This is a genomic window from Rathayibacter sp. VKM Ac-2926 (genome assembly GCF_022815565.1).
GTDB lineage: Bacteria > Actinomycetota > Actinomycetes > Actinomycetales > Microbacteriaceae > Rathayibacter > Rathayibacter festucae.
This window is the reverse complement of the sequence record NZ_JALGRS010000002.1, coordinates 181,632-200,817: the sequence shown is the minus strand read 5'-3', so window position 1 is coordinate 200,817 and position 19,186 is coordinate 181,632. Positions and strand designations below refer to the sequence as shown.

Genomic DNA, 19,186 nt, shown 5'->3' with positions numbered 1-19,186 from the left:
CGGTAGGTTCGCTGCGATGAACACCTCGCGACGGGTCACTCGGCGCGACGTCGCCCGCCTGGCCGGCGTCAGCGACGCCGTCGTGACGTATACGCTCACCGGGACCGCGCCCGTCGCCGAGGCGACCGCGGCGCGGGTGCGGGCGGCGATCGCCGAGCTCGGCTACCGGCCGAACGCCACGGCGGCCGCCCTCCGGACCGGGACCTCCCGGACCATCGCCCTGCTCGCCCCGGTCGGCAGCCGGCGGGTGTTCAGCAATCCGCTCTTCACCGAGCTGGCCAGCGCCGTCGAGGACGCGGCGCGCGCCCGAGGACTCGATCTGCTCGTGGTCACCTCGATCCCGGACGTCGACGCCCTGCACGCCCGCCTCCGCGATCTGACCGCGCGGCAGATCGCCGGGGTGCTCCTCCTGGCGGGCGGCCCCGTCGACCGGGGGTCGATCGACTCCTTCGGCGTCCCCTGGCTGCAGCTCAACAGCAGCGACGAGTCCGGGGCGAACGGCGTCGGCGTCGACCTGGAGGCCGGCGCGGCGGCGGTGACCCGCCACCTCCTGGAGACGGGGCGGCGCCGGATCGCCTTCGTCGGCGACCTCGAGCGGGACGACCGCGGCCGCGTCGAGGCCCGTCGGCGCGGCTGGGAGTCGGCGTGCCTCGACGCCGGGCGGGAGCCGGGTCCCGCGCTCCGCAGCGACTACTCCCGCGAGGGCGGCCGGGCCGCCGGCCGGGTCCTGGCCGGCCTGTCGCCCCGGCCCGACGCCGTCTTCGCCGCCTCCGACCTGATCGGCATCGGCGTGCTCCGCGCGCTGCGCGACGCGGAGCTCCGGGTGCCGGACGACATCGCGGTCGCGAGCTTCGACGGCACCTGGGAGGGCGAGTACAGCGCACCGCCGCTCACCTCGCTGCGGCAGCCGCTCGAAGCGCTGGCCGAGGCCGCCCTCGACCGCCTGGTCGGCGGCGTGACCGGCTCGACGCTCCTCGAGGGGACCCTCGTCGTGCGCGCCTCGTCGGGCTAGGCGGGACGCGCTCGGGACGGTCCGACGGGCTCAGACGGCGCCCGTCGAGGCCCAGAGGTGGAAGGCCGCGTGGGCGCGGTGCGGACGCCAGGCCTGCGAGGCCGCGTCGGCCGCCGCCGTGCTGATGCCGCCGAGCGCGCGGCGCAGGACGAGGTCGCCCGCGGGGAACGCGTCCGGGTCGCCGAGCAGCCGGAGGCCGAGGTAGTCGGCGGTCCACGGGCCGATGCCGGGGATCGCGAGCAGGAGCCGGCGCTGCTCGGGCAGGTCGCCCGCGCGGTCGAGCACCAGCCCGTCGGCGAAGGCCGCCGCGACCGCGCGGACGGTCGCCGCGCGGGCCCGGGTCACGCCGATCGCGGCGCGCAGCTCCTCGATCGGTCCGGCGAGGAGGGCCTCGGGCGTCGGGAACGAGTGGAGGCCCCACTCGCCCTCACTGCCGAACGCTGTCACGACGCGCCCGCCGAAGGTCCTCGCCGCCGCGACCGACACCTGCTGGCCGAGGACCGCCATCACGGCGGCTTCGAACGGCGCGGGGTACTGCGTCGCCCGCAGTCCCGGCCGCGCGGCGACCATCGAGGCCAGCAGCGGATCGCGGGCGAGGGCGGCGCCGATCGCCTCGACGTCGGCGTCGAGATCGAACCAGGCGCGGACCAGCGGGAGGACGGCGGGGTCGGTCGTCGTGACCCGCACGCCGGTCGCGGTCAGCTCGAGCGCGAGCGGCACCGCCCGCGACCCGACGGTGACGAGCCGCTCGAGCCGCCGTCCGTCGTCGGAGACCCGATCGACACCGGGCAGCGCGTGGTGCAGGAGGAGGTTCGCGGCGCCGACGACGTCGAAGGGGCCGTTCGCGACGAGGTCGACGGGGCGCGGGTCCACGGGTCGGGAGTCTGCGGCGCTGGGGTCGACGGCGTTCAGGGGAGGAGCACCACCTTGCCGCCGGCGCGGCCCGACTCGACCAGCGCGAGCGCCTCCACGGCCGAGGCGAGCGGGAAGGAGGGGCCGAGCACCACCTCGAGCTCACCCCGGCCGGCCCGCTCGAGCAGCGGTGCCCGGGCGGCGTCGCGCAGAGCGGTGCCCGGGTCGGCGCCGGCCCCGCCGCCCAGCACCAGGACGCCGAGCGCCGCGCCGCGCTCGAAGCCGGCGACGGTGGCGATCCTGGAGCGGTCGGCGACGAGCTCGACGGAGGCGTCGAGCGCCTCGTCGGTGCCGGCCGTGTCGAGTGCGACGTCGACGCCGTCGGGGGCGAGGGCGCGCACCCGCTCCACCAGGCCGGCGCCGTAGCGGACGGACTCTCCGCCGAAGCGCTCGACGACGGCGGCGCCCCGCTCGCTGGACGTGCCGATGGCACGGGCGCCGCGCTCGCGCACGAGCTGGACGAGGAGGCTGCCGACGGCGCCGCTCGCCCCGTGGATCAGGACGGTGTCGCCGGCGGAGACGTGCGTCGCCTCGAGCAGATGCACCGCGGTCGTGCCGGTGAGCAGGAGCCCGGCCGCCTGCTCCCAGGCGAGGCCCGGCGGCTTCGGCAGCACCGAGGCGGCCGGGACGACCAGCTCCTCGGCGTAGCCGCCGGAGACGCGGAAGGCGACCACCTCGTCGCCGACGCGGACGTCGCCGAGCGGCCCCGTCGCTGCCTCTCCCACGGCGGTGACCACGCCCGCGACCTCGCTGCCGGGCCGGACGGGGGTGCGCCCACGACCGAAGAGACCGCGGAGGAGCTTCGCGTCCGCGGGGTTGACGCCCGCGGCGCGCACGCGGATCCGCACCCGGCCGGCGGCGGGCTCGCCGGGCTCGGTCGTCACCGCGTGGAGGGCCTCGGGCCCGCCGAAGTCGTCCGCCTGCATCGCCAGAACCACGGGGACCGCCTCTCGCGCGGGCCCGATCGCCGGTGACGATCAGGAGGGGTCCGAGCGGGGCCGACGCTAGCAGCAGCCACCGACACCGGGGCGGGCCTCGGGGCGCTGAGTGCCGAACGAGTGTCGGACAACTGAGAACGCGCGTTCCCTCAGCGCCTACGATGGAGGGATGACGCCGCCGACGCTCGAAGCAACGCCTCCCCGCGAGGCGATCCTCGCGGCGGCCGACCGCCTCTACTACGAGCGCGGGATCCAGTCGGTCGGGATGGACGCGCTGCGCACCGCCGCCGGCGTCTCGCTGAAGCGGCTCTACTCGGAGTTCCCGAGCAAGGAGGCGCTGGTCCTGGCCGTGCTCCAGGCCCGCCACGAGCAGTGGACGCTCGGCGTGCGCAGCCGGGTCGCCGCCGCGGCGGGCGCCCGCCCGAAGCTCCTGGCGATCTACGACTTCCTCTTCGACTGGTTCTCCGAGGACTCCTTCCGCGGCTGCAGCTTCATCAACGCCTTCGGCGAGTTCGGCTCGTCCAACCCGGCGGTCGCGCAGCTGGCCCGCGAGCACAAGGACACCTTCCAGCGCTTCCTCGCCGTGCTGACGGAGGAGGTGGGCGGCGGCCCCGAGCTGGCCCAGCAGCTCGCCATCCTGGCCGAGGGCGCGCAGACCACCGCCGCCATCTCGGGCACCCCCGAGTCCGCCCTGCACGCCCGCCGCGCCGCCGAGATCCTGATCGACGCCGCGACCCGCGCGTCCTGACGCCGCGCCGCATCCCCTGCTGATCGAGTCGCCCGCAGGGAGACCCCTGCTCATCGAGATGCCCGCAGGGCGTATCGAGACCCGCCGTCATCAGCAAGGCCGGTCCGCAGGCTCGTCCCTGTGACGCGAGTGGGTCTCGATACGCGCGCTGCGCGCACTACTCGACCAGCAAGAGAGGGGCCCCATGCCGGTCCGGCATCTCGCAGGGCAGCCGTTCATGCTGGTCGAGTAGCCGCCTCCGGCGGCCCGTGCATGCTGGTCGAGCAGCCGCCTCGGGCGGCCCTTGCATGCTGGTCGAGTAGCCGCCTCCGGCGGCCCGTGCATGCTGGTCGAGTAGCCGCCTTCGGCGGCGTATCGAGACCCACCATCGCCGAGACATCCGGGAGCGGGTCTCCTCCACACTCGCGTTCCGACGACTTTGTCCCCGGTCAGCCCCTGGTTCCGACCGGGCAGTCGGTGGCTCCTGCTTCAATACGCGTATGTCTGAAGATGAGAACGCGGCAGCACTCGCGGAGGTGCGCGACTGCTTCACCGACGCCGCCGCCGCCGAGCGCGCCGCATCCCCGACGCGCCTGAAAGCGGCAGAACGGATGCACCGCGGCCACCGCGTCGCCCTTACCGTCCCGGAAGCGTTCGCCCGCGGGGCGTCCCGGAGCGAGACCCGGGACCTCGTCGAGCGCTCGATCCGTGCCGAACTCGCGGTGACGCTCGGCGTGTCCGAGCGGGAGGTCTGCCGACGGCTCGAGACCGCGCAGATGCTGATGGAGCACCTTCCCCTCACCCGCGCCCTGCTGAGAGACGCGCGGATCCTCTGGGAGGCCGGTGAGGCGATCTGCCGGACCGCGAGCAGCCTCCCCGAGACCTCCCGCGCGGCGCTCGACGAGCGCGCTGCCGACGCCGTTCTCACGATGACGACCACCCAGCTGCGTCGCACACTGAGCCGCTGGCGCGAGGAGCTGCACGAGGAGCCCCTCGCCGAGCGTCACGCCCGCGCGAAGGAGGACCGCGCCGTCTGGGTCACCCCGGACGTCGACGGCATGGCGACCCTCTGCGTCCACGCCCCCGCAACGGCGGTGACGGGCGCCTACGACCGCCTGCGCCGCATCGCCCGCACCCTTCGCGACGACGGCGACCCGCGCACCCTCCAGCAGCTCAGCGCCGACGCCGCTGTCGACCTGCTCTGCGAGGGCGACATCGCCGGCACCACGCCGAACGCCGAGCACCGACCCGACCCGACCTTCGTCCCCGGCGTCCGCGCCGAGGTCCGGCTGACACTCGCCGCGTCGACGGCCGTGGGTCTGGACGACGCGCCCGCGGATCTCGACGGCTACGGACCGGTCCCCGCCCCGATCGCCCGCGAGCTGATCCGCACGGCTCCTTCGTTCACCCGGGTCCTGACCGATCCGGAGACCGGCGCGGTCGTCTCCGTCGGCCGCACCCACCGCGTCCCACCGCCGCAGATGCGCCTGCACCTGCAGCTGCGGGACCAGACCTGCCGCTTCGCCGGCTGCACCCGCCCCGCCGCGACCAGCGAGGCCGACCACACCCTCGAATGGCGCAACGGCGGAGAGACGTCCTTGGAGAACCTCGTCTCGCTCTGCACGTCCCACCACCACATCCGGCACGGGGACCAGTGGACCTACGTCACAAGCGGCGACGGGACGATCGTCTGGACGAGCCCGACGGGCCGGCGGATCAGCAGCCAGCCACCGGCACTCCCCGGGCGTCCGCCCGACCCGCCTCCACGGCCGCACTTCGTCGATGTTCCCGCGCCGTTCTGAAGGTGGGGGGATCTACTTGGAAGAGACGCCCGCAGACATGCTGGTCGAGTAGCCCCGCAGGGGCGTATCGAGACCCACCACCGCAAGGACGTCGGTCTCTTCCCCGCCCTGCGCTGGCGCCGAAGGCGCCCCCTCCGCTCGATACACCCGCTGCGCGGTCTACTCGATCAGCGGGAATCGCGCGCAGGACGTCGGGGCGAGCCCGCACGTGCTGCAGGAACCGCGCAGGGTGCGCCGGCGTGCGTGCGCACATGCTGGTCGAGCAGCGCGCAGCGCGTATCGAGACCCACGATGCTCGGGCGAGCATCCGCCGGCATGCTGACGCGGGTGGATCTCGATGCGACCGCTCCGCGGGCGATCCGATCAGGCGCGTCAGGCCTCGCCACCGCCGGGCGGGCCGACGACGAGCAGCGCGGCGAAGAGCGCGGCGACGGCGGCCAGGACCAGGGCGGCCGCGAGAACCGGGCGGCCGAGCGCCCAGCGCAGCAGCCGGCTCGGGAGCCTCCGGTCACGCGGGTCGGCGCCCGCCTCGCGGCGCCAGTCGCCCTCGAGGAGCCCGCGCCGCTCGAAGCCGCGCTCCAGCGGGATCGTCGTGTACGGCACCACGGCGCTGGCCAGCGCGAGCAGGGTCGCTCCGGCGGTCCAGCGCTGGTTCACCGCGAGGACGAGCGCGGCCGCCCCGTAGGCGAGGAACGCGAAGCCGTGGATCGGGCCGGCCACGCTCACCGGCCAGTCGCCGACTCCGACGGCGTACTTGAGCAGCATGCCGACGAGCAGGAGCGTCCAGGTCACCGCCTCGAGGATCGACAGGATGCGGAAGAGGCGGCGCGGGCTCATGGGATCGGCTCCGTTCGGGTCCGCGGCCAGAGCAGCGGACGGTCGGCGTCGGTCGACGGTCAGCGGGTCGACGGTCACCGGGAGACTACGACAGCACTCCTGCCCGCCACCTGGGCGGCGCGGGACCGGGGTCGACGCGTCAGCCGAGGCGACCGAGCAGAGCGAGCGTCGAGGCGACGCCGACCGCCACCGCCGAGAGCGCCGCGATCGCCCCGTGCACGCCGCTGCGCAACGGCGTGGCCTGCGGCTGGTCGCGCAGTCCCGACCACAGTCGGCGTGCGACCTCGTCGGCGCTCGGGCGGGCGGCGGGGTCGAGCCTGGTCATCTCGGTCAGCAGCCCGCGCCAGCGCTCGGGCACCGAGTCGGGGACGACCGGAGCGTGGTGCATCCGCTGCAGCGAGATCTCCAGGGTGGTGCCGGTGTAGGCACGACGTCCGGAGACCGCCTCGAGCAGCACCAGGCCGAGGGAGTAGACGTCGGACGCCGGGCCGACCGTCCCGGAGCCGAGGCTCTCGGGGCTGAGGTACGCCGCGGTCCCCACCAGGACGTCCGAGCGGGTGAGCCGCGCGTCGTCGACGGCCCGCGCGATGCCGAAGTCGCTGAGCTTCGCCTCGTGCAGGGCACCGGCGGCGGCGACGGACCGCGTGCGGACCAGCACGTTCTCGGGCTTCACGTCCCGGTGGAGGACGTCCCGCGCGTGCAGGTGCGCCAGAGCGTCGGCGAGCTGAGCGCCGACCTCGGCGAGCAGCCGCTCGTCGCCCGAGGCGAACCAGCCGGCGGCGGGGTCGGCCGGATCGAAGTACTCGAGGACGAGGAAGGCGAGCGCGCCCTCCTCCGTCGCGATCTCGCCCTGGTCGAGGATCTCGACGATCGAGGAGTGGCGGGAGTCGATCAGGAGGCGCACCTCGCGCTCGCGCCGCGACCGCTCGTTCGGGGTGTCGGCGATCTCGCGGTAGACCTTCACGGCGACGGATCGCGCCAGACGGAGATCGCGCGCGCGGAAGACGGTCGCGCTGCCGCCCTCGCCGATGCGCTCGAGCAGGAGGTAGCGATCGGCCAGAGACGTGCCGAGCAGGGGATCCGAGAGCGGGAGGACCGGTGCGGTGTCGAGCATGCCGTCCTCCTCGTCCTGATTTCGCTAGCTCGTCTAACTAGCTTGTCCATTCGTACCGTCTGCGGTCGCCGAGGACAAGCACCAGGACGGGGTTGTACATGACTAGATCTTCTTGCTACATGACTGTCTAAGCTGTGGTGCATGGACGAGGTCGCGCTGACTCGACCGGCTGCCCTCCGGCACCCGGCCGTTCCGAGCGCGCCCGGGGCCGCCGAGGTCCTCGGCGCGATGCGGGCCTTCCGCACGGCCGAGAGCGCGATGCGCCGGCGGACCCGCGGATCGATGGGCATGGGCGAGAACGATCTGCTCGCTGTCCAGTTCCTCATGCGCCGGCAGCAGGGCGGCCAGCACGTCAGCCCGAAGGACCTCGCCGCCTACCTCGGCATCTCCTCCGCCTCCACCACCGTGCTGATCGATCGCCTGGTCAAGAGCGGCCACGTCCTCCGCCAGCCGCACCCGAGCGATCGGCGCGCGATCCGGATCGTCGCCACCCCCACCTCCCACCGCGAGGTGCGCGAGACGCTCGACGACATGAACCAGCGGATGCTCGCCGCGGCCGAGCAGCTCTCCCCCGAGGAGGCGAGCGCGGTGGTCCGCTTCCTGCAGACCGTCCGCGAGATCGTCGAGATCCCCGGCGAGCAGGGCGACGTCCTCGAGGACGACGCCGACCACGAGCTCACCGTCGAGCGACGCCGCGCCTGAGCCGCTCGGCTCGGCCGCACCCTCCGCATTCTCTGCGGAACACGCGTCCTCGGCGTGGGTGCTCGGGCTCTCCGGGCGTCACCGTCCGTTCATCCGGCCCGGCTTGACATCGTTAGTCAAACTAGTAGACAGTCTTTCTAGCGACAGGGACAGGCTCCTGTCTTCGTGCGAACGGGAGAAGACCATGGGCAGCATCATGTACGGCACTCCTCCGGCGGCCATCGAGGTCGACGACCGGACTCTGGCCCACCTGCAGATCGTCATCATCAACAAGTTCCGCCGGGACGAGCGCTTCCTGCTCACCCTCGACGCCAGCCCGAACGCCGGGACCGGCCGCCGCGGCGTGTGGATGCACCCCACCATCCCGCTGCAGTTCGACTTCAAGGGCAGCCGCCAGCCCACGATCAACCCCGAGTGGATCGAGGCCCTGATGGAGCGCGCCAACAGCGGCGCCGGTCTGCGCATCGTACCCGAGCCCGTCGGTGCGACCGCGGTGCCGCTGCGCCGCGCGGAGCCCGCAGCCTGACGCCAGCCGACTGACGTCAGCCGACTGACGCTCGCCGCCTGGCGCCGGCCGTCTCTGAACGACCGGCCGGCATCGACTTCGCCGATATCTGTCGGACTCTCCGAACTGCCTCGCAAGCGCTTGACATTCCGCGCCACGCCCAGGCCACAGGCCTACACTTCGAGTGCGGTCCGGGTTCGTTCCGGCGGGCTCGACCCCGTGACCGCGCGCATGACCGGATGCCGGGTAGCGAGCTCCCCCTCTCGTGGGCCCGGCATCCGGGTGCGCGGCGCACCCGAAGCGCTCCCGCGAGGCCTGCCGACAGGAGTCGGCGCCATGCTCGACACGACCACCGCCCCGCGCTCCAGCGCCGAGGCCCCCGGCACGGATCCCGGTGACGTCCGGCCCGGCGACGAGTTCACCGCCGTCGTCGCCGACGAGCTCGAGTGGTGGCGCGTCGTCGCCGTGCTCGGCATCCGCGTGCTGGCGGAGCGCCTCGGCACCGGCGACCGGCACAGCTTCACCCTCCGCTTCGTCCGCTACCGCCTGGCCGTCGCGGCCGAGGGCGGCGCCTAGGCGGCCTGTCCCGCCTGCACCGGGCGCCCGAGCCGGGCGAACATCCGGTCGAACACCTGGCGGCGGTCGAACTGCAGGGCGTACTCGCGTGCCGCGACGGCCCGCTGCGCCCGGTCCTCGGCGGTCAGCTCGAGCACGACGTGGTCGAGCAGCGCGGCGATCGTGTCCGGGGCGTCGACCGGGGTGATGAACGCGTGCTCGCCGACCGCTTCTCCGATGCCGCCGGTCAGGGTCGTGATGACGGGTCCGCCGCCCGCGAGCATCTTCTCGGCGAGCGCGATGCCGAAGGTCTCGACGAACTCCGGGCGCGGCTTGCTCGGCAGCACGAACGCCGAACAGCCGGCCATCAGGTAGGGCTTCTCCGCGTCGCCGACGTCGTCGAGGAAGCGGATGCGGTGTGCCAGCGGCGACGCGGCCGCCAGGCGCCGCAGCTCCGCCTCCTGCGGACCGCGACCGGCGATGACGAGCTCCCGGTCCGCGTGCACGGCGCTGCGCTCGTAGCCGGCGATCAGATCCTCGACGCCCTTCGCCTCCGTCAGCCGGGAGAGGAAGAGCACGTAGCCGTCGGTGCGCAGCCCGCGCGCGCGCACCACCTCGTCGACCACGGCCGGGTCGAGCCCGGTGTAGGCGTCGGAGTCGATCGCCGGGTAGGAGATCTCGATGCGCGCGCGGCACTGCTCGGCGAAGCGGGTGCCGTGCACCGCGTCGATCCGCTCGGCCTCCTCGACGATCAGGTCGCGGGTGTACTCGGAGACGGCGACGCAGTGGTCCTGCGAGAGGTACGAGGCGAAGATGTGCGCGGCGGCGCCGAGGCGGCCCTCCTCGACCGCCCGGCGGACGACGTTGGTGACGTCGGAGCCGACCGCCTCGGCGATCGTGGTGACGTCGACCGGGAGTCCGGTGCTCCAGGCGGCGCGCAGGGCGTCCGCCACCGCGAGGGTGTGCGGGCTGAGGTAGAGGGAGAGGCAGACGGTGGGCACGCCGTCGGTGAACAGCTCGACCAGGCGGCCGACCATGCCGGCGAGGAAGCGGCCGTCCGGCACCTTGTAGTCGCCGACGGGCTCCGGGCGCTCGACGATGATGCCGTCGCTGTAGGGGAGGACGGCGTCGAGCGGCTTGAGCGGGAGGCCGGCGGCCTGGAGCCGCTCGATCGGCCAGGTGACGATCCGCACCTCGTCGAAGCCGCGCTCGAGGGCGGTCTCGGCGAGGTTGCGGGCCTCGACCGAGTGCCCGCAGATCACCGGATCCGCGCGGACCACGATGACGAGTCGGTTCTGCACGGTGTGGGCGTGCGTGCTCTGGTCCATGGTGCTCCTTCAGGGGTGATCGGTGCGGGCGGGGTGGAGGGGTGGAGTGGGTGGAGACGGTAGGGGCGCTCAGTGCCGCGGGAACGACGGCGGGCGGTGCTCGGGGGCGCTCCCCCAGCCGGCCGGCTCGGGGCCGAGGTGCAGCGTCAGCTCGCCGCCGCGGTGCAGCTCGGCGGCGGTGATCCAGCTCGCGTCGAGCGGTGCGCCGTTCAGCTCCGCGGACTGCACGTACTGGACGGGCCCGCCCGGCACCGGCTCGACGAAGCCGGTCGTGCGCAACTCGACGTCCGCCCCGCCCACCGCGATCGACGCCCGCGCGAAGGCCGGCGCGTTGACCAGCAGCAGCCCCTGGCCGGCGACCGGGAAGAGCCCGAGGCTCGCCCAGACGTACCAGGAGCTCAGGCCACCGGAGTCGTCGTTGCCGGGCAGACCGCCGCGACCCGCGCCGAAGCGCTGGTGCAGCACCCCGTGCACGATCTCGGCCGTGCGGTCGGGGCGGCCGGCGTAGTGGTACGCCCAGGGCGCGTCCATGTCGGGCTCGTTGTTCAGCCCCTCGAAGCGGCCGAGCGCCGCGCCCGCGAGCATCTCCGCGCGGTCCGGGCGCAGTCCCGGCTGCACGACGGGCTGGGCGCCGTAGCCGAAGAACTCGTCCAGCTGCGCGACGAAGGCGTCGTCGCCGCCGCTGATCGCGATGCGGCCGGCCATGTCGTGCAGCAGGCGGAAGGAGTAGTTGTGCCGGGTGCCCTCGTAGTAGGTGGAGTCCTTGAGCAGGCCGGAGCGCAGGTCGTACGCGTTCACCCACTGCGCCGCCCGCTCCTCGAGCTGGTCGGCGAGGAGGTGGTCCCCGACGTGCCGCGCCACGACCGCGGTGCACCAGTAGCCGTGCGCGAGGTCGAGGGTGTGGCTGATCGGGTGCGCCTCCCCCGCCGCCAGGAACTCCTCACCGTAGGTGCGCTTGAGGTCCTCGCCCATGTGCACGAGGGCCGCCTCCCAGTCGATGCCGGGCAGGCCGAGGCGGCAGAGGTCGGCGAGGAAGGTGTGCGCGAGCGCGCTGCCCTGGCGGGAGAAGCGGTCGCTGCCCTTGGCCATCCGGTAGCCGATCGGGAAGTTGCCCTCCTCCTCGCAGATGGTGAGCAGCGCGGCGCCGATCTCGACCGCGCGCTCGGGTAGGAGGGCGGTGAGCAGCGGGAGCTGGGTGCGGTAGATGTCCCACATGGTGCTGAGGTCGAAGACGAACGGGCCGTCGGTCGGCCAGAACGGGCTCTCGTCCGGCGCCAGGCAGGGCTTGATCAGCGAGTGGTAGAGCGCCGTGGCGAACACGGTCTCGCGCTCGGGCGAGGGGGTGTCCACGGCGATCGTGCGCAGGCGCTTCCGCCAGGTCTTGCGGGTGCGGTCGCGGCGCTGGTCGAAGCCACCGGTCGTCGGCGGCACGTCGCGGTGCAGGTTCTCGCGGGCGCGCTCGGTGCCGCGGAGGGAGAAGCCCATCCGCAGCTCGACGGTCTGGCCGGCCGTGCTCGGCCCGGCCCACATCAGCCCGAACGGGCGGAGGGTCGTCGGGCGGATGTGGTCGAAGTCGAGCCGGGTGCCGCCGGGCATCAGACGGCGGTCGTACCAGAGCATCTGCCGCCACTGCAGGGCGTCGCACTCGAGGTTGACGGCGAGCGGCGCGCCCTCCATGACGACCTCGCCGGCCGCGACGCCCGGCGAGATCGAGTGCAGCTGCGCGCGGAGCGGGATCGTCGCTCCGGACGGGATCGCCAGGCCGCCGAGCGAGAGGTCGACGACCACGCGGGCGCTGCGGTGCTCGGGGAAGGTGTAGCGGTGCACGACCGAGGCGGGGCCGACGGTGAGCTCGGCGCGGATCCCGGAGGAGAGGGTCGCGGCGTAGTAGCCGGGCTCGGCGACCTCGTCCTCGATCGCCCAGCTGCGGCCGAGCTCGTCGAGCGGCTCGAGCATCGGCGTGACGCGGAGGTAGTTGTAGTACTTGCGGATCGCGCCGGTGCCGGACTGCTGGAAGTGCGTGAAGCCCGAGGCGACGAGGCCGTCCTGGATCGTCGGCGGGACGCCCTCGAGCGCCAGGTCGTAGCGGCCGTAGCCGGTCGGGTAGGCGCCGGAATAGGAGCAGGCGGACACCATCCCGAGCGGGAAGGTCGCGCCCGGGTGCGTGTTGCCGATCTGCGGCTTGGGCGACCACCAGGTCGCCGCGAGCCCGGTCGCGTCGGGGAGCAGGGTCGCCTCGGTGCCGAGGAACGGGTCCACCCGCTCGATCACCGGGTGCCCACCCGTCCGTACCCCGCCGCCGCCATGCCGTGACGCTAGGCAGCGCGGGGGGACGCAGGGTGTCGCCCGGGTGTCGTGCGGGCGACGGGTCGGCGACCGGACGGGGCCGCCGACCCGGCGCCGCGGACCTCCGGGATCCAGCGCCTGCCGGATCGGGCGCCTGCCGGATCGGGCGCCTAGGGGATCAGGCGCTCCGCGCGGTAGCGGTCGAACAGGGCGGTGAAGGAGTCGACCGTGCGGTGGTGCACGCCGAAGCCGGCCAGGCGCGACTTGCTGATGTCGGTGACGACCTCGATCTGCCGGCCGAGGTCGGCGTCGGTGTGCCACCAGGAGGCGACGCGCTCGAGGTCGGGCTCGATCAGGTCGTGCTCGCGGACGAGGCGCTGCCAGACCTCGTCGGCACCGGCCATCTGCTGCTCGAGGGGCTGCGGCTCCTCGCCGGGGCCGACGGGCTCGACGCCGAAGTGCTCGGCGATCCGCGACCACATCCAGCGCCAGCGGAAGACGTCGCCGTTGACGACGTTGAACGCCTCGTCGCGGCCCGCCTCCGACGTCGACGCCCAGAGCATCTGCTCGGCGAGGACGGTGGAGTCGGTCATGTCGGTGAGGCCGTTCCACTGCGTGAGCGAGCCGGGGAAGACGAACGGCGTGCCCTGCGCGCGGTGGATCGACGCGGCGACGGCCAGGGTGAGGCCCATGTTCATCGCGTTGCCGACCGCGTGGCCGATCACGGTGTGCGAGCGGTGCACCGACCAGGTGAACCCGTCGCGCTCGGCGGCGGCGAAGAGCTCGTCCTCCTGCGCGTAGTAGAAGTTGGGCGCGTCGAGGCGCTCCTCCTCCTCGTGGAACGGGGTGTCGGGCATCGCGCCCTGGCCGTAGGCCTCGAACGGGCCGAGGTAGTGCTTGAGCCCGGTGACCAGCGCGACGTGCTCGAGCGGCGCGTGCGAGAGCGCGGCGAGGAGGTCGCGGACCATGCCGCCGTTGACGGCGATGTTCTCCTCCTCCGTGGCCTGGCGCGACCAGGCGGTGAAGAAGACGTGGGTCGGCTTCTCGTCGACGAGCACGCGGGCGAGGTCCTCGGCCGAGCGGAGGTCGGCGGAGAGCGGGGTGACGCCGGATCGCTCGGCGATCGGCCGGCGGGAGAGGGCGGTCACGGGCCAGCCGCGCTCGGTGAGCAGGTCGACGAGGGCGGAGCCGCCGATGCCGGTGGCGCCGACCACGAGGGCGCGCTGCTCGGGAGTGGGAACGGTGGACGGGTCTGCTGCGGAAGTCATCCCTGAGGACAACGCGCGTCCCGGCCCGGCATTCCTGGGCGGGTCAGCCGACGGCGGGCAGCGGCTCGCCGTGGCCGTCGAAGGAGAGGTCGACGCCGGCCTCGGAGCACTCGCGGGCGATCAGGTCGAGGGCGTTCCAGAAGGACGGACTGCGAGCAGGCTTCCGGGCGAGGGTGCTCTGCAGTGCGGACTTCGCCGAGCGCGCCGCGTCGACCGCGGTCGAGGTGGAGGACTCGTACTGCAGCGCGTCGAGGGCGGCTTCGAACGCCTCGCGGTTCGCCGTCGCGGGGTCCGCCGCGAAGGCGTTCCACGATTCCTCGACCGGAGGGCAGAGGGCCGGGTCCTGCGTCTGCCCGGGGAGCGCGCAGCCGGTGAGGAGGAGGACGGGCGCGACGAGGAGCACTGCCGCCGCCCTGCTTCTCCGCCTCATCCGAGTGAGGGTACCGTCCGTCCGGGATCGCAGTGTCGGAGGCACGGGGTAGCGTCGGTGGGTGCGTGCTCCGTGGAAGAACCGTGAACCCGGGGCGCGGCTCCCCCGCGATGTGAAGGTCCTCGGGATCGTCGCGTTCTTCGTGATGCTGGGGTTCGGGGTCGTCGTGCCGGTGCTGCCGGTGTACGTGCGGAGCTTCGGGGTCGGCTACGTCGAGGTCGGGGCGGTGGTGTCGGCGTTCGCGCTGATGCGGCTGGTCGCGAATCCGTTCGTCGGGCCGCTCGTCGACCGGGTCGGCGAGCGCATCGTGCTGGCCGTCGGCATCGGGATCGTGGCGGTGTCCAGCGCGCTCGTCGGGCTGGCCGGCGACTACGCGCACCTGCTGCTGCTGCGCGGGGCGGGCGGGATCGGCTCCGCGATGTTCTCGGTCGCGGCGATGACGCTGCTGCTGCGGACGGCGGATCCGGAGCGGCGCGGCCGGTCGATCGGCTTCTACCAGGGCGGGTTCCTGCTCGGCGGCATGGCGGGACCGGCCGTCGGCGGCGTGCTGACGGCGATCTCGCTGACCGCTCCCTTCTTCTTCTACGCGGGCACGCTCGCGATCGCCGGGATCGTCGGGCTGGTGCTGCTGCAGCGGCCGGACCGCGACGCGGAGGCGGCGGCGGCGACGGCCGTGGCGAAGCCGATGCGCGAGGTCGCGCGCGACCGGCGCTATCAGAGCGCGGTGCTCGCGAACTTCGCGCTCGGTTGGTCGGCGATGGGCGTCCGGGCGACGCTCGTGCCGGTGCTCGTCGTCGAGGGGCTGGGCGACGAGCCGGCCTGGACGGGCATCGCCTTCGCCATCGCAGCGGTGGTGCAGACGATCGCGCTGGCGCCGGCCGGGCGCTTCGTCGACACGGTCGGGCGGCGGCCCGCGCTGATCGGCGGGTTCGCGGTCGCGGCCGTCGCGATGCTGGCGATGCCGCTGGTGCACGAGCTGTGGCTGCTGATCGCGCTGCTCTGCGTGTACGGAGCGGCGGCGGCGTTCATGGGGACGGCGCCGGGCGCACTCGTGGGCGACGCGGCGGGCGAGCGCGGCGGCAAGCCGGTGTCCTTCTTCCAGGCGGCGTCGGACCTCGGCGGGGTCGTCGGGCCGCTGCTGGCGGGGGCGCTCGCGGACGCGGCGTCGCCGACGGCGGCGTTCGCGTCGGCCTTCGTGCTGCTCGGGCTGACCGCGGTGGTCGGGCTGCGGGTGCCGCGGCGCTGACCTGGCGGATCTCGATACGCCCGCTGCGCGGGCTACTCGATCAGCATGCAGGGCGGCCCGCCACGCGGGCTACTCGATCAGCATGGACGAGGGCACGCCGGTGAGGCGTCCCGCACTGGTCGAGGCGTCCAGCAGCACCTGGACGCCTCGACCGTTCGAGGACGTCTCGGCGCGAGCGGGGTCAGGTGTTGCGGCCGCGGGCGTCGACGGGCCAGGTGGCGGTGCTGCCGTCGGCGAGGAGGACGCGGTAGTCGTCGGCGAGGTTGACGGCGACGCAGACGTGGTTGGGGGCGATGCGGATCCGGGTGCCGAGCGGGAGGTCGACTCCGGTGATGGTGGCGTGGTGCTCCGAGAGGACGGTGATGCGGGCCTCGGGGTGCTCGAGGAGGCGGCCGAAGCCGGTCGAGGCGGCGCCGCGGTCGGAGGAGAGCACCTTGCTGCCGGCGTCGGCGATCAGGTGGTCGTCGCGGCGGGCGACGATCGTCGCGAGCACGGTGACGGCGATCGACTCCGGGCCGATGGTGCCGATCTCCCACTGCTGCGCGTCGCCGAGGGCGGAGACGCCCGGGCGCAGCTCGGTGAGGACGCCGGTGTCGGCGAACTCGAGCGACGGGGTCGAGCCTCCGCTGATCACGCGGGCCGGGACTCCGGCGTCGGCGAGCGAGGCCGCGGCGGCCGTCAGCGCGGCGGCCTCGTCGCGGGCCGCGGCGCGGCGGCCGTCGAGGGCGTAGCTGTGACCGGGGAAAGTGAAGACGCCGACCACGTCGAGCCCGGCCTCGGCCGCGGCGGCGGCCACCGCGCCGGCCTCCTGCGGAGGCACTCCGCTGCGGTGGTGGCCGGAGTCGACCTCGACCACGACCTCGAGGCCGGCGGGGATCGCCGCGGCGAGGCGGCGCGCCGACTCCGCGGAGTCGACGCCGACCCGGACCCGCGCCCGCTCGAGCACGCCGCGCAGCCGGGCCGCGCGCTCGGCGTCGAGCCAGAGCGGGTAGGCGATGAAGAGGTCCTCGACACCGCCGGCCGCGAACACCTCGGCCTCCGACACGGTCGCGACGGTGAGGCCGACCGCGCCGGCCGCCAGCTGCCGCCGGGCGATCTCGATCGACTTGTGGGTCTTGGCGTGCGGGCGCAGCGCGACGCCCCGATCGCGAGCCGAGCGGGCGGTGGCCGCGATGTTGCGGTCGAGGACCGCCTCGTCGAGGACGAGCGCGGGCGTGGGGACGCTGTCCGGAATGCGAGGCATGGCGCGATCATAGGGCGGCTCTCCTCTACGGTGAAGGAGACGACGAGCGGCGGGGGCGGCGCCTCGACCGAGCCGGAGACGCGAAGGAGCGCCGCATGCGCGAGCAGGAAGCCCGATCCCACCACGAGGACTCCGAGGCGCGCGCGGCCTCCTTCGGCCGGGGCATGCTGACCGCGACGTACGCGCTCCGGCACGAGAAGGGGCTCGACGTCGTGTTCCAGCTCCGCGGCACCGGCCCCGACTTCCTGATCGGCATGGGCGCCGCCTCGGACGACTTCCGCTCCGTCCTCTCCATCGGCCTCGACAGCCGCGACGGCGTGCTCCGCCCCACCGCGAGCCACACCATCGACGGCCGTCGGCGCGGCGTCCCGGCGCGGGTGGTCTACCGGAGCGATGGAGCGCTGGTCGTCGAGGCGAGTCCGCTGCCGCTGCGCGACCGGCCCGCGTCGCTCAAGTGCTGGTCGTTCGTCCGCTCGGGCGAGGAGGAGCACTACTCCGACGTGGTCGGCTTCGTCGCGCCGTCGCTCGCCGCCCTGCCGCCCGTGCCGCTGAAGACGCGACCGCGGGCGAACAGGCCCTAGGGTGTGGTCAGGCCGGTCCGCCGCCGGTCGCCCGCGCCCGACGGAAGGCCGAGCTCCATGGATCCCGACGACTCCCCGACCCTCGAGCAGGCGCCGCCGCAGCGGCGGATCGTCACCACCCGCACCGGCGCCGTGGTCGCGGTCGGCGTGCTCGGCGCGGTGATGCGCACCGAAGGTGCCATCTACGGCACGGTGCTCTCGATCACGCTGATCGCCGTCGGCTGGGACAAGGACACCGATCTCGACGTCCTGCTGTTCCTGCTCGGCTCGGTGACGGTGTTCTGGGTCGCGCACCTCTACTCCGGGACGATCGCGCGCCTGCCCGAGTCGGATCCGACTCCGCGCACGGTGCTCGCGGCCGTGCGGGACACCGCCCGGCACTCGATCGGGATGATCGCCGCGATGGTCGTGCCGGCGCTGCTGCTCGCGCTCGGGCCGCTCGGGGTGCTGGACGAGTGGACGGCGTACTACCTGGCACTCGGAGCGGGTGTCGTGATCCTCGCGGCGCTCGGCTACCTGATGTCGGCGCGGCGCGGCAGCTCGTGGAAGCGGCGGGTGCTGAGCACGCTGGTGACGACGCTGCTCGGGTTCGTCGTGGTGTGGCTGAGCACGCTGGTGCACTGAGCCCTCTGGTGGACTGAGCCCTCTGGTGCACTGAGCCCTCGACGGGCGACGGGCGCGGCTGCCAGGCTGACGGAATGACCTCTCAGCCCTCCGCGCTCCGCCCCTTCGGCCCCTCCGGCGCCCTGGTGACCCGGCTCACCCTCGGCACGTCCTGGAACCCCGACCGCGTCGGCTCGCTCGACACGGTGCCCGCGCTCGAGCGCGTGCTCGACTCCGGCGCCGGCCGCCCCGTCTCGGTGATCGACACCTCCAACGAGTACGCGCTCGGGCACAGCGAGCGGCTGATCGGCGAGGCGCTGCGGGCGCGCGGCGGAGTCCCGGAGGGGATCACCGTCGTCACGAAGCTCGACCGCGACCCGGAGACCGGCAGCTACTCGGCCGAGCGGATGCGCCGCAGCCTCGACGAGAGCCGCGAGCGCCTGGGCATGGACGTGCTGCCGCTGCTCTACCTGCACGACCCGGAGCGCATCTCCTACGACGAGGCCTTCGCCGAGGACGGCCCGGTGCGCTCGCTCGTCGCGATGAAGGAGGCGGGCGTCGCGCTCTCCATCGGCATCTCGGGCGGGCCGGCGCCGATGCTGCGGCACTACGTCAACACCGGGCTCTTCGACGCGGTGATCACGCACAACCGGTTCACGCTGGTCGACCGCTCCTCCGAGGAGCTGATCGACGCCTCCGTCGCGCGCGGCGTCGTCGTGGTCAACGCGGCCGTCTACGGCGGCGGGGCGCTCGCGCGCTGGCCCGAGCCGGTCCGCAGCTACGCGTACGCGCCGGCGCCGCAGGAGATCGTCGACGCGGTCGCCGCGATGGGCGAGGCCTGCGAGCGGGCGGGCGTGCCGCTCGCCGCCGCCGCGCTGCAGTTCTCGACCCGGGACCCGCGGGTGACGACGACGGTGGTCGGCGCGACGAGCGCCGAGCACTACGACGCGTTCGTCGCGGACGACGCGCTCGACATCCCGGACGCGCTGTTCGAGGAGCTGGAGTCGCTCGCGCCGCCGAGCTCGGTCTGGCAGGAGGCGCCCGGGGCGACCTGGCCGCGCTGAGCGACGGCGCGGCGCCAGCGGACGGCCGCCGCG

At 73.9% G+C, this 19,186-nt stretch carries 19 protein-coding genes; 10 read left to right on the top strand and 9 right to left on the bottom strand.

The features are described 5' to 3' along the window. Positions 1-16 precede the first annotated feature (16 nt). Entirely contained in the window at positions 17-1,012 is a 996-nt protein-coding gene (locus MT351_RS03445) for a LacI family DNA-binding transcriptional regulator (RefSeq protein WP_243581261.1), read from the top strand. A gap of 30 nt (positions 1,013-1,042) precedes the next feature. Here MT351_RS03445 and MT351_RS03440 read toward each other — a convergent pair whose 3' ends face one another. Then, positions 1,043-1,885, bottom strand: a complete 843-nt coding sequence (locus tag MT351_RS03440; protein ID WP_243581260.1) for an AlkA N-terminal domain-containing protein — start codon at positions 1,883-1,885, stop codon at positions 1,043-1,045. Between the two features lie 35 nt (positions 1,886-1,920). Then, complete coding sequence (locus MT351_RS03435; protein ID WP_243581259.1) at positions 1,921-2,862, bottom strand: NADP-dependent oxidoreductase; 942 nt, start codon at positions 2,860-2,862, stop codon at positions 1,921-1,923. A 169-nt stretch (positions 2,863-3,031) separates the two neighbouring features. Here MT351_RS03435 and MT351_RS03430 point away from each other — a divergent pair, with 169 nt between their 5' ends. Both MT351_RS03430 and MT351_RS03425 read left to right on the top strand, forming a co-directional pair. Continuing rightward, positions 3,032-3,610, top strand: coding sequence for a TetR/AcrR family transcriptional regulator (locus tag MT351_RS03430; protein ID WP_132437484.1), 579 nt, complete (start codon positions 3,032-3,034; stop codon positions 3,608-3,610). 479 nt (positions 3,611-4,089) lie between these two features. Then, entirely contained in the window at positions 4,090-5,391 is a 1,302-nt protein-coding gene (locus MT351_RS03425) for an HNH endonuclease signature motif containing protein (protein ID WP_132437483.1), read from the top strand. Between the two features lie 372 nt (positions 5,392-5,763). Here the strand turns inward: MT351_RS03425 and MT351_RS03420 are convergent, their stop codons facing one another. After that, positions 5,764-6,228, bottom strand: a complete 465-nt coding sequence (locus tag MT351_RS03420; RefSeq protein ID WP_123736818.1) for a DUF3817 domain-containing protein — start codon at positions 6,226-6,228, stop codon at positions 5,764-5,766. Between the two features lie 139 nt (positions 6,229-6,367). Then, on the bottom strand, positions 6,368-7,342 hold the full coding sequence (locus tag MT351_RS03415; RefSeq protein WP_123736726.1) for a serine/threonine-protein kinase: 975 nt from the start codon (positions 7,340-7,342) through the stop codon (positions 6,368-6,370). Positions 7,343-7,483: 141 nt separating this feature from the next. Between MT351_RS03415 and MT351_RS03410 the strand changes: the two genes are divergently transcribed. The 3 genes from MT351_RS03410 to MT351_RS03400 all read left to right on the top strand — a co-directional run bounded on the left by MT351_RS03410 (position 7,484) and on the right by MT351_RS03400 (position 9,125). Further along, the gene (locus MT351_RS03410; RefSeq protein ID WP_123705406.1) at positions 7,484-8,044 is read left to right on the top strand and encodes a MarR family winged helix-turn-helix transcriptional regulator; all 561 of its coding nucleotides are present in this window, start codon (positions 7,484-7,486) and stop codon (positions 8,042-8,044) included. Positions 8,045-8,228: 184 nt separating this feature from the next. Next, positions 8,229-8,570 carry an ATP-dependent DNA ligase gene (locus MT351_RS03405; protein WP_123705407.1) on the top strand — a complete coding sequence of 114 codons (342 nt, stop codon included), beginning with the start codon at positions 8,229-8,231 and terminating at the stop codon, positions 8,568-8,570. Between the two features lie 315 nt (positions 8,571-8,885). Beyond that, complete coding sequence (locus MT351_RS03400; protein ID WP_243581258.1) at positions 8,886-9,125, top strand: hypothetical protein; 240 nt, start codon at positions 8,886-8,888, stop codon at positions 9,123-9,125. Here MT351_RS03400 and MT351_RS03395 read toward each other — a convergent pair. The 4 genes from MT351_RS03395 to MT351_RS03380 all read right to left on the bottom strand — a co-directional run bounded on the left by MT351_RS03395 (position 9,122) and on the right by MT351_RS03380 (position 14,416). Further along, complete coding sequence (locus MT351_RS03395) at positions 9,122-10,432, bottom strand: glycosyltransferase family 4 protein (RefSeq protein ID WP_243581257.1); 1,311 nt, start codon at positions 10,430-10,432, stop codon at positions 9,122-9,124. The two genes, MT351_RS03400 and MT351_RS03395, sit on opposite strands and share 4 nt — an antisense overlap. Before the next feature lie 69 nt (positions 10,433-10,501). Further along, positions 10,502-12,703 carry a glycoside hydrolase domain-containing protein gene (locus MT351_RS03390; protein ID WP_243581256.1) on the bottom strand — a complete coding sequence of 734 codons (2,202 nt, stop codon included), beginning with the start codon at positions 12,701-12,703 and terminating at the stop codon, positions 10,502-10,504. A 185-nt stretch (positions 12,704-12,888) separates the two neighbouring features. After that, complete coding sequence (locus MT351_RS03385; RefSeq protein ID WP_123736721.1) at positions 12,889-13,986, bottom strand: SDR family oxidoreductase; 1,098 nt, start codon at positions 13,984-13,986, stop codon at positions 12,889-12,891. Positions 13,987-14,029: 43 nt separating this feature from the next. Then, positions 14,030-14,416 carry a hypothetical protein gene (locus MT351_RS03380; RefSeq protein WP_243581255.1) on the bottom strand — a complete coding sequence of 129 codons (387 nt, stop codon included), beginning with the start codon at positions 14,414-14,416 and terminating at the stop codon, positions 14,030-14,032. 61 nt (positions 14,417-14,477) lie between these two features. Here MT351_RS03380 and MT351_RS03375 point away from each other — a divergent pair, with 61 nt between their 5' ends. After that, positions 14,478-15,662, top strand: coding sequence for an MFS transporter (locus MT351_RS03375; RefSeq protein ID WP_243581254.1), 1,185 nt, complete (start codon positions 14,478-14,480; stop codon positions 15,660-15,662). A gap of 181 nt (positions 15,663-15,843) precedes the next feature. On the opposite strand, the gene MT351_RS03370 is transcribed toward MT351_RS03375, so the two are convergent. Beyond that, positions 15,844-16,905, bottom strand: coding sequence for an alanine racemase (locus MT351_RS03370; RefSeq protein WP_123736719.1), 1,062 nt, complete (start codon positions 16,903-16,905; stop codon positions 15,844-15,846). Between the two features lie 95 nt (positions 16,906-17,000). Between MT351_RS03370 and MT351_RS03365 the strand changes: the two genes are divergently transcribed. The 3 genes from MT351_RS03365 (at position 17,001) to MT351_RS03355 (ending at position 19,153) form a co-directional block, all read left to right on the top strand. Then, on the top strand, positions 17,001-17,486 hold the full coding sequence (locus MT351_RS03365) for a hypothetical protein (RefSeq protein ID WP_243581253.1): 486 nt from the start codon (positions 17,001-17,003) through the stop codon (positions 17,484-17,486). A 57-nt stretch (positions 17,487-17,543) separates the two neighbouring features. Beyond that, positions 17,544-18,110, top strand: coding sequence for a hypothetical protein (locus tag MT351_RS03360; RefSeq protein ID WP_123705415.1), 567 nt, complete (start codon positions 17,544-17,546; stop codon positions 18,108-18,110). A 74-nt stretch (positions 18,111-18,184) separates the two neighbouring features. Further along, positions 18,185-19,153, top strand: a complete 969-nt coding sequence (locus tag MT351_RS03355) for an aldo/keto reductase (RefSeq protein WP_243581252.1) — start codon at positions 18,185-18,187, stop codon at positions 19,151-19,153. Positions 19,154-19,186 lie beyond the last annotated feature (33 nt).

Excerpts from the sequence above, each read along its gene's own strand:
- MT351_RS03425 (WP_132437483.1), top strand. The coding sequence starts at position 4,090 with ATGTCTGAAGATGAGAACGCGGCAGCACTCGCGGAGGTGCGCGACTGC.
- MT351_RS03410 (WP_123705406.1), top strand. The coding sequence starts at position 7,484 with ATGGACGAGGTCGCGCTGACTCGACCGGCTGCCCTCCGGCACCCGGCC.
- MT351_RS03445 (WP_243581261.1), top strand. The coding sequence starts at position 17 with ATGAACACCTCGCGACGGGTCACTCGGCGCGACGTCGCCCGCCTGGCC.
- MT351_RS03400 (WP_243581258.1), top strand. The coding sequence starts at position 8,886 with ATGCTCGACACGACCACCGCCCCGCGCTCCAGCGCCGAGGCCCCCGGC.
- MT351_RS03370 (WP_123736719.1), bottom strand. The coding sequence starts at position 16,905 with ATGCCTCGCATTCCGGACAGCGTCCCCACGCCCGCGCTCGTCCTCGAC.
- MT351_RS03360 (WP_123705415.1), top strand. The coding sequence starts at position 17,544 with ATGGATCCCGACGACTCCCCGACCCTCGAGCAGGCGCCGCCGCAGCGG.
- MT351_RS03355 (WP_243581252.1), top strand. The coding sequence starts at position 18,185 with ATGACCTCTCAGCCCTCCGCGCTCCGCCCCTTCGGCCCCTCCGGCGCC.
- MT351_RS03420 (WP_123736818.1), bottom strand. The coding sequence starts at position 6,228 with ATGAGCCCGCGCCGCCTCTTCCGCATCCTGTCGATCCTCGAGGCGGTG.
- MT351_RS03395 (WP_243581257.1), bottom strand. The coding sequence starts at position 10,432 with ATGGACCAGAGCACGCACGCCCACACCGTGCAGAACCGACTCGTCATC.
- MT351_RS03405 (WP_123705407.1), top strand. The coding sequence starts at position 8,229 with ATGGGCAGCATCATGTACGGCACTCCTCCGGCGGCCATCGAGGTCGAC.
- MT351_RS03380 (WP_243581255.1), bottom strand. The coding sequence starts at position 14,416 with ATGAGGCGGAGAAGCAGGGCGGCGGCAGTGCTCCTCGTCGCGCCCGTC.
- MT351_RS03385 (WP_123736721.1), bottom strand. The coding sequence starts at position 13,986 with ATGACTTCCGCAGCAGACCCGTCCACCGTTCCCACTCCCGAGCAGCGC.
- MT351_RS03415 (WP_123736726.1), bottom strand. The coding sequence starts at position 7,342 with ATGCTCGACACCGCACCGGTCCTCCCGCTCTCGGATCCCCTGCTCGGC.
- MT351_RS03430 (WP_132437484.1), top strand. The coding sequence starts at position 3,032 with ATGACGCCGCCGACGCTCGAAGCAACGCCTCCCCGCGAGGCGATCCTC.
- MT351_RS03365 (WP_243581253.1), top strand. The coding sequence starts at position 17,001 with ATGCGCGAGCAGGAAGCCCGATCCCACCACGAGGACTCCGAGGCGCGC.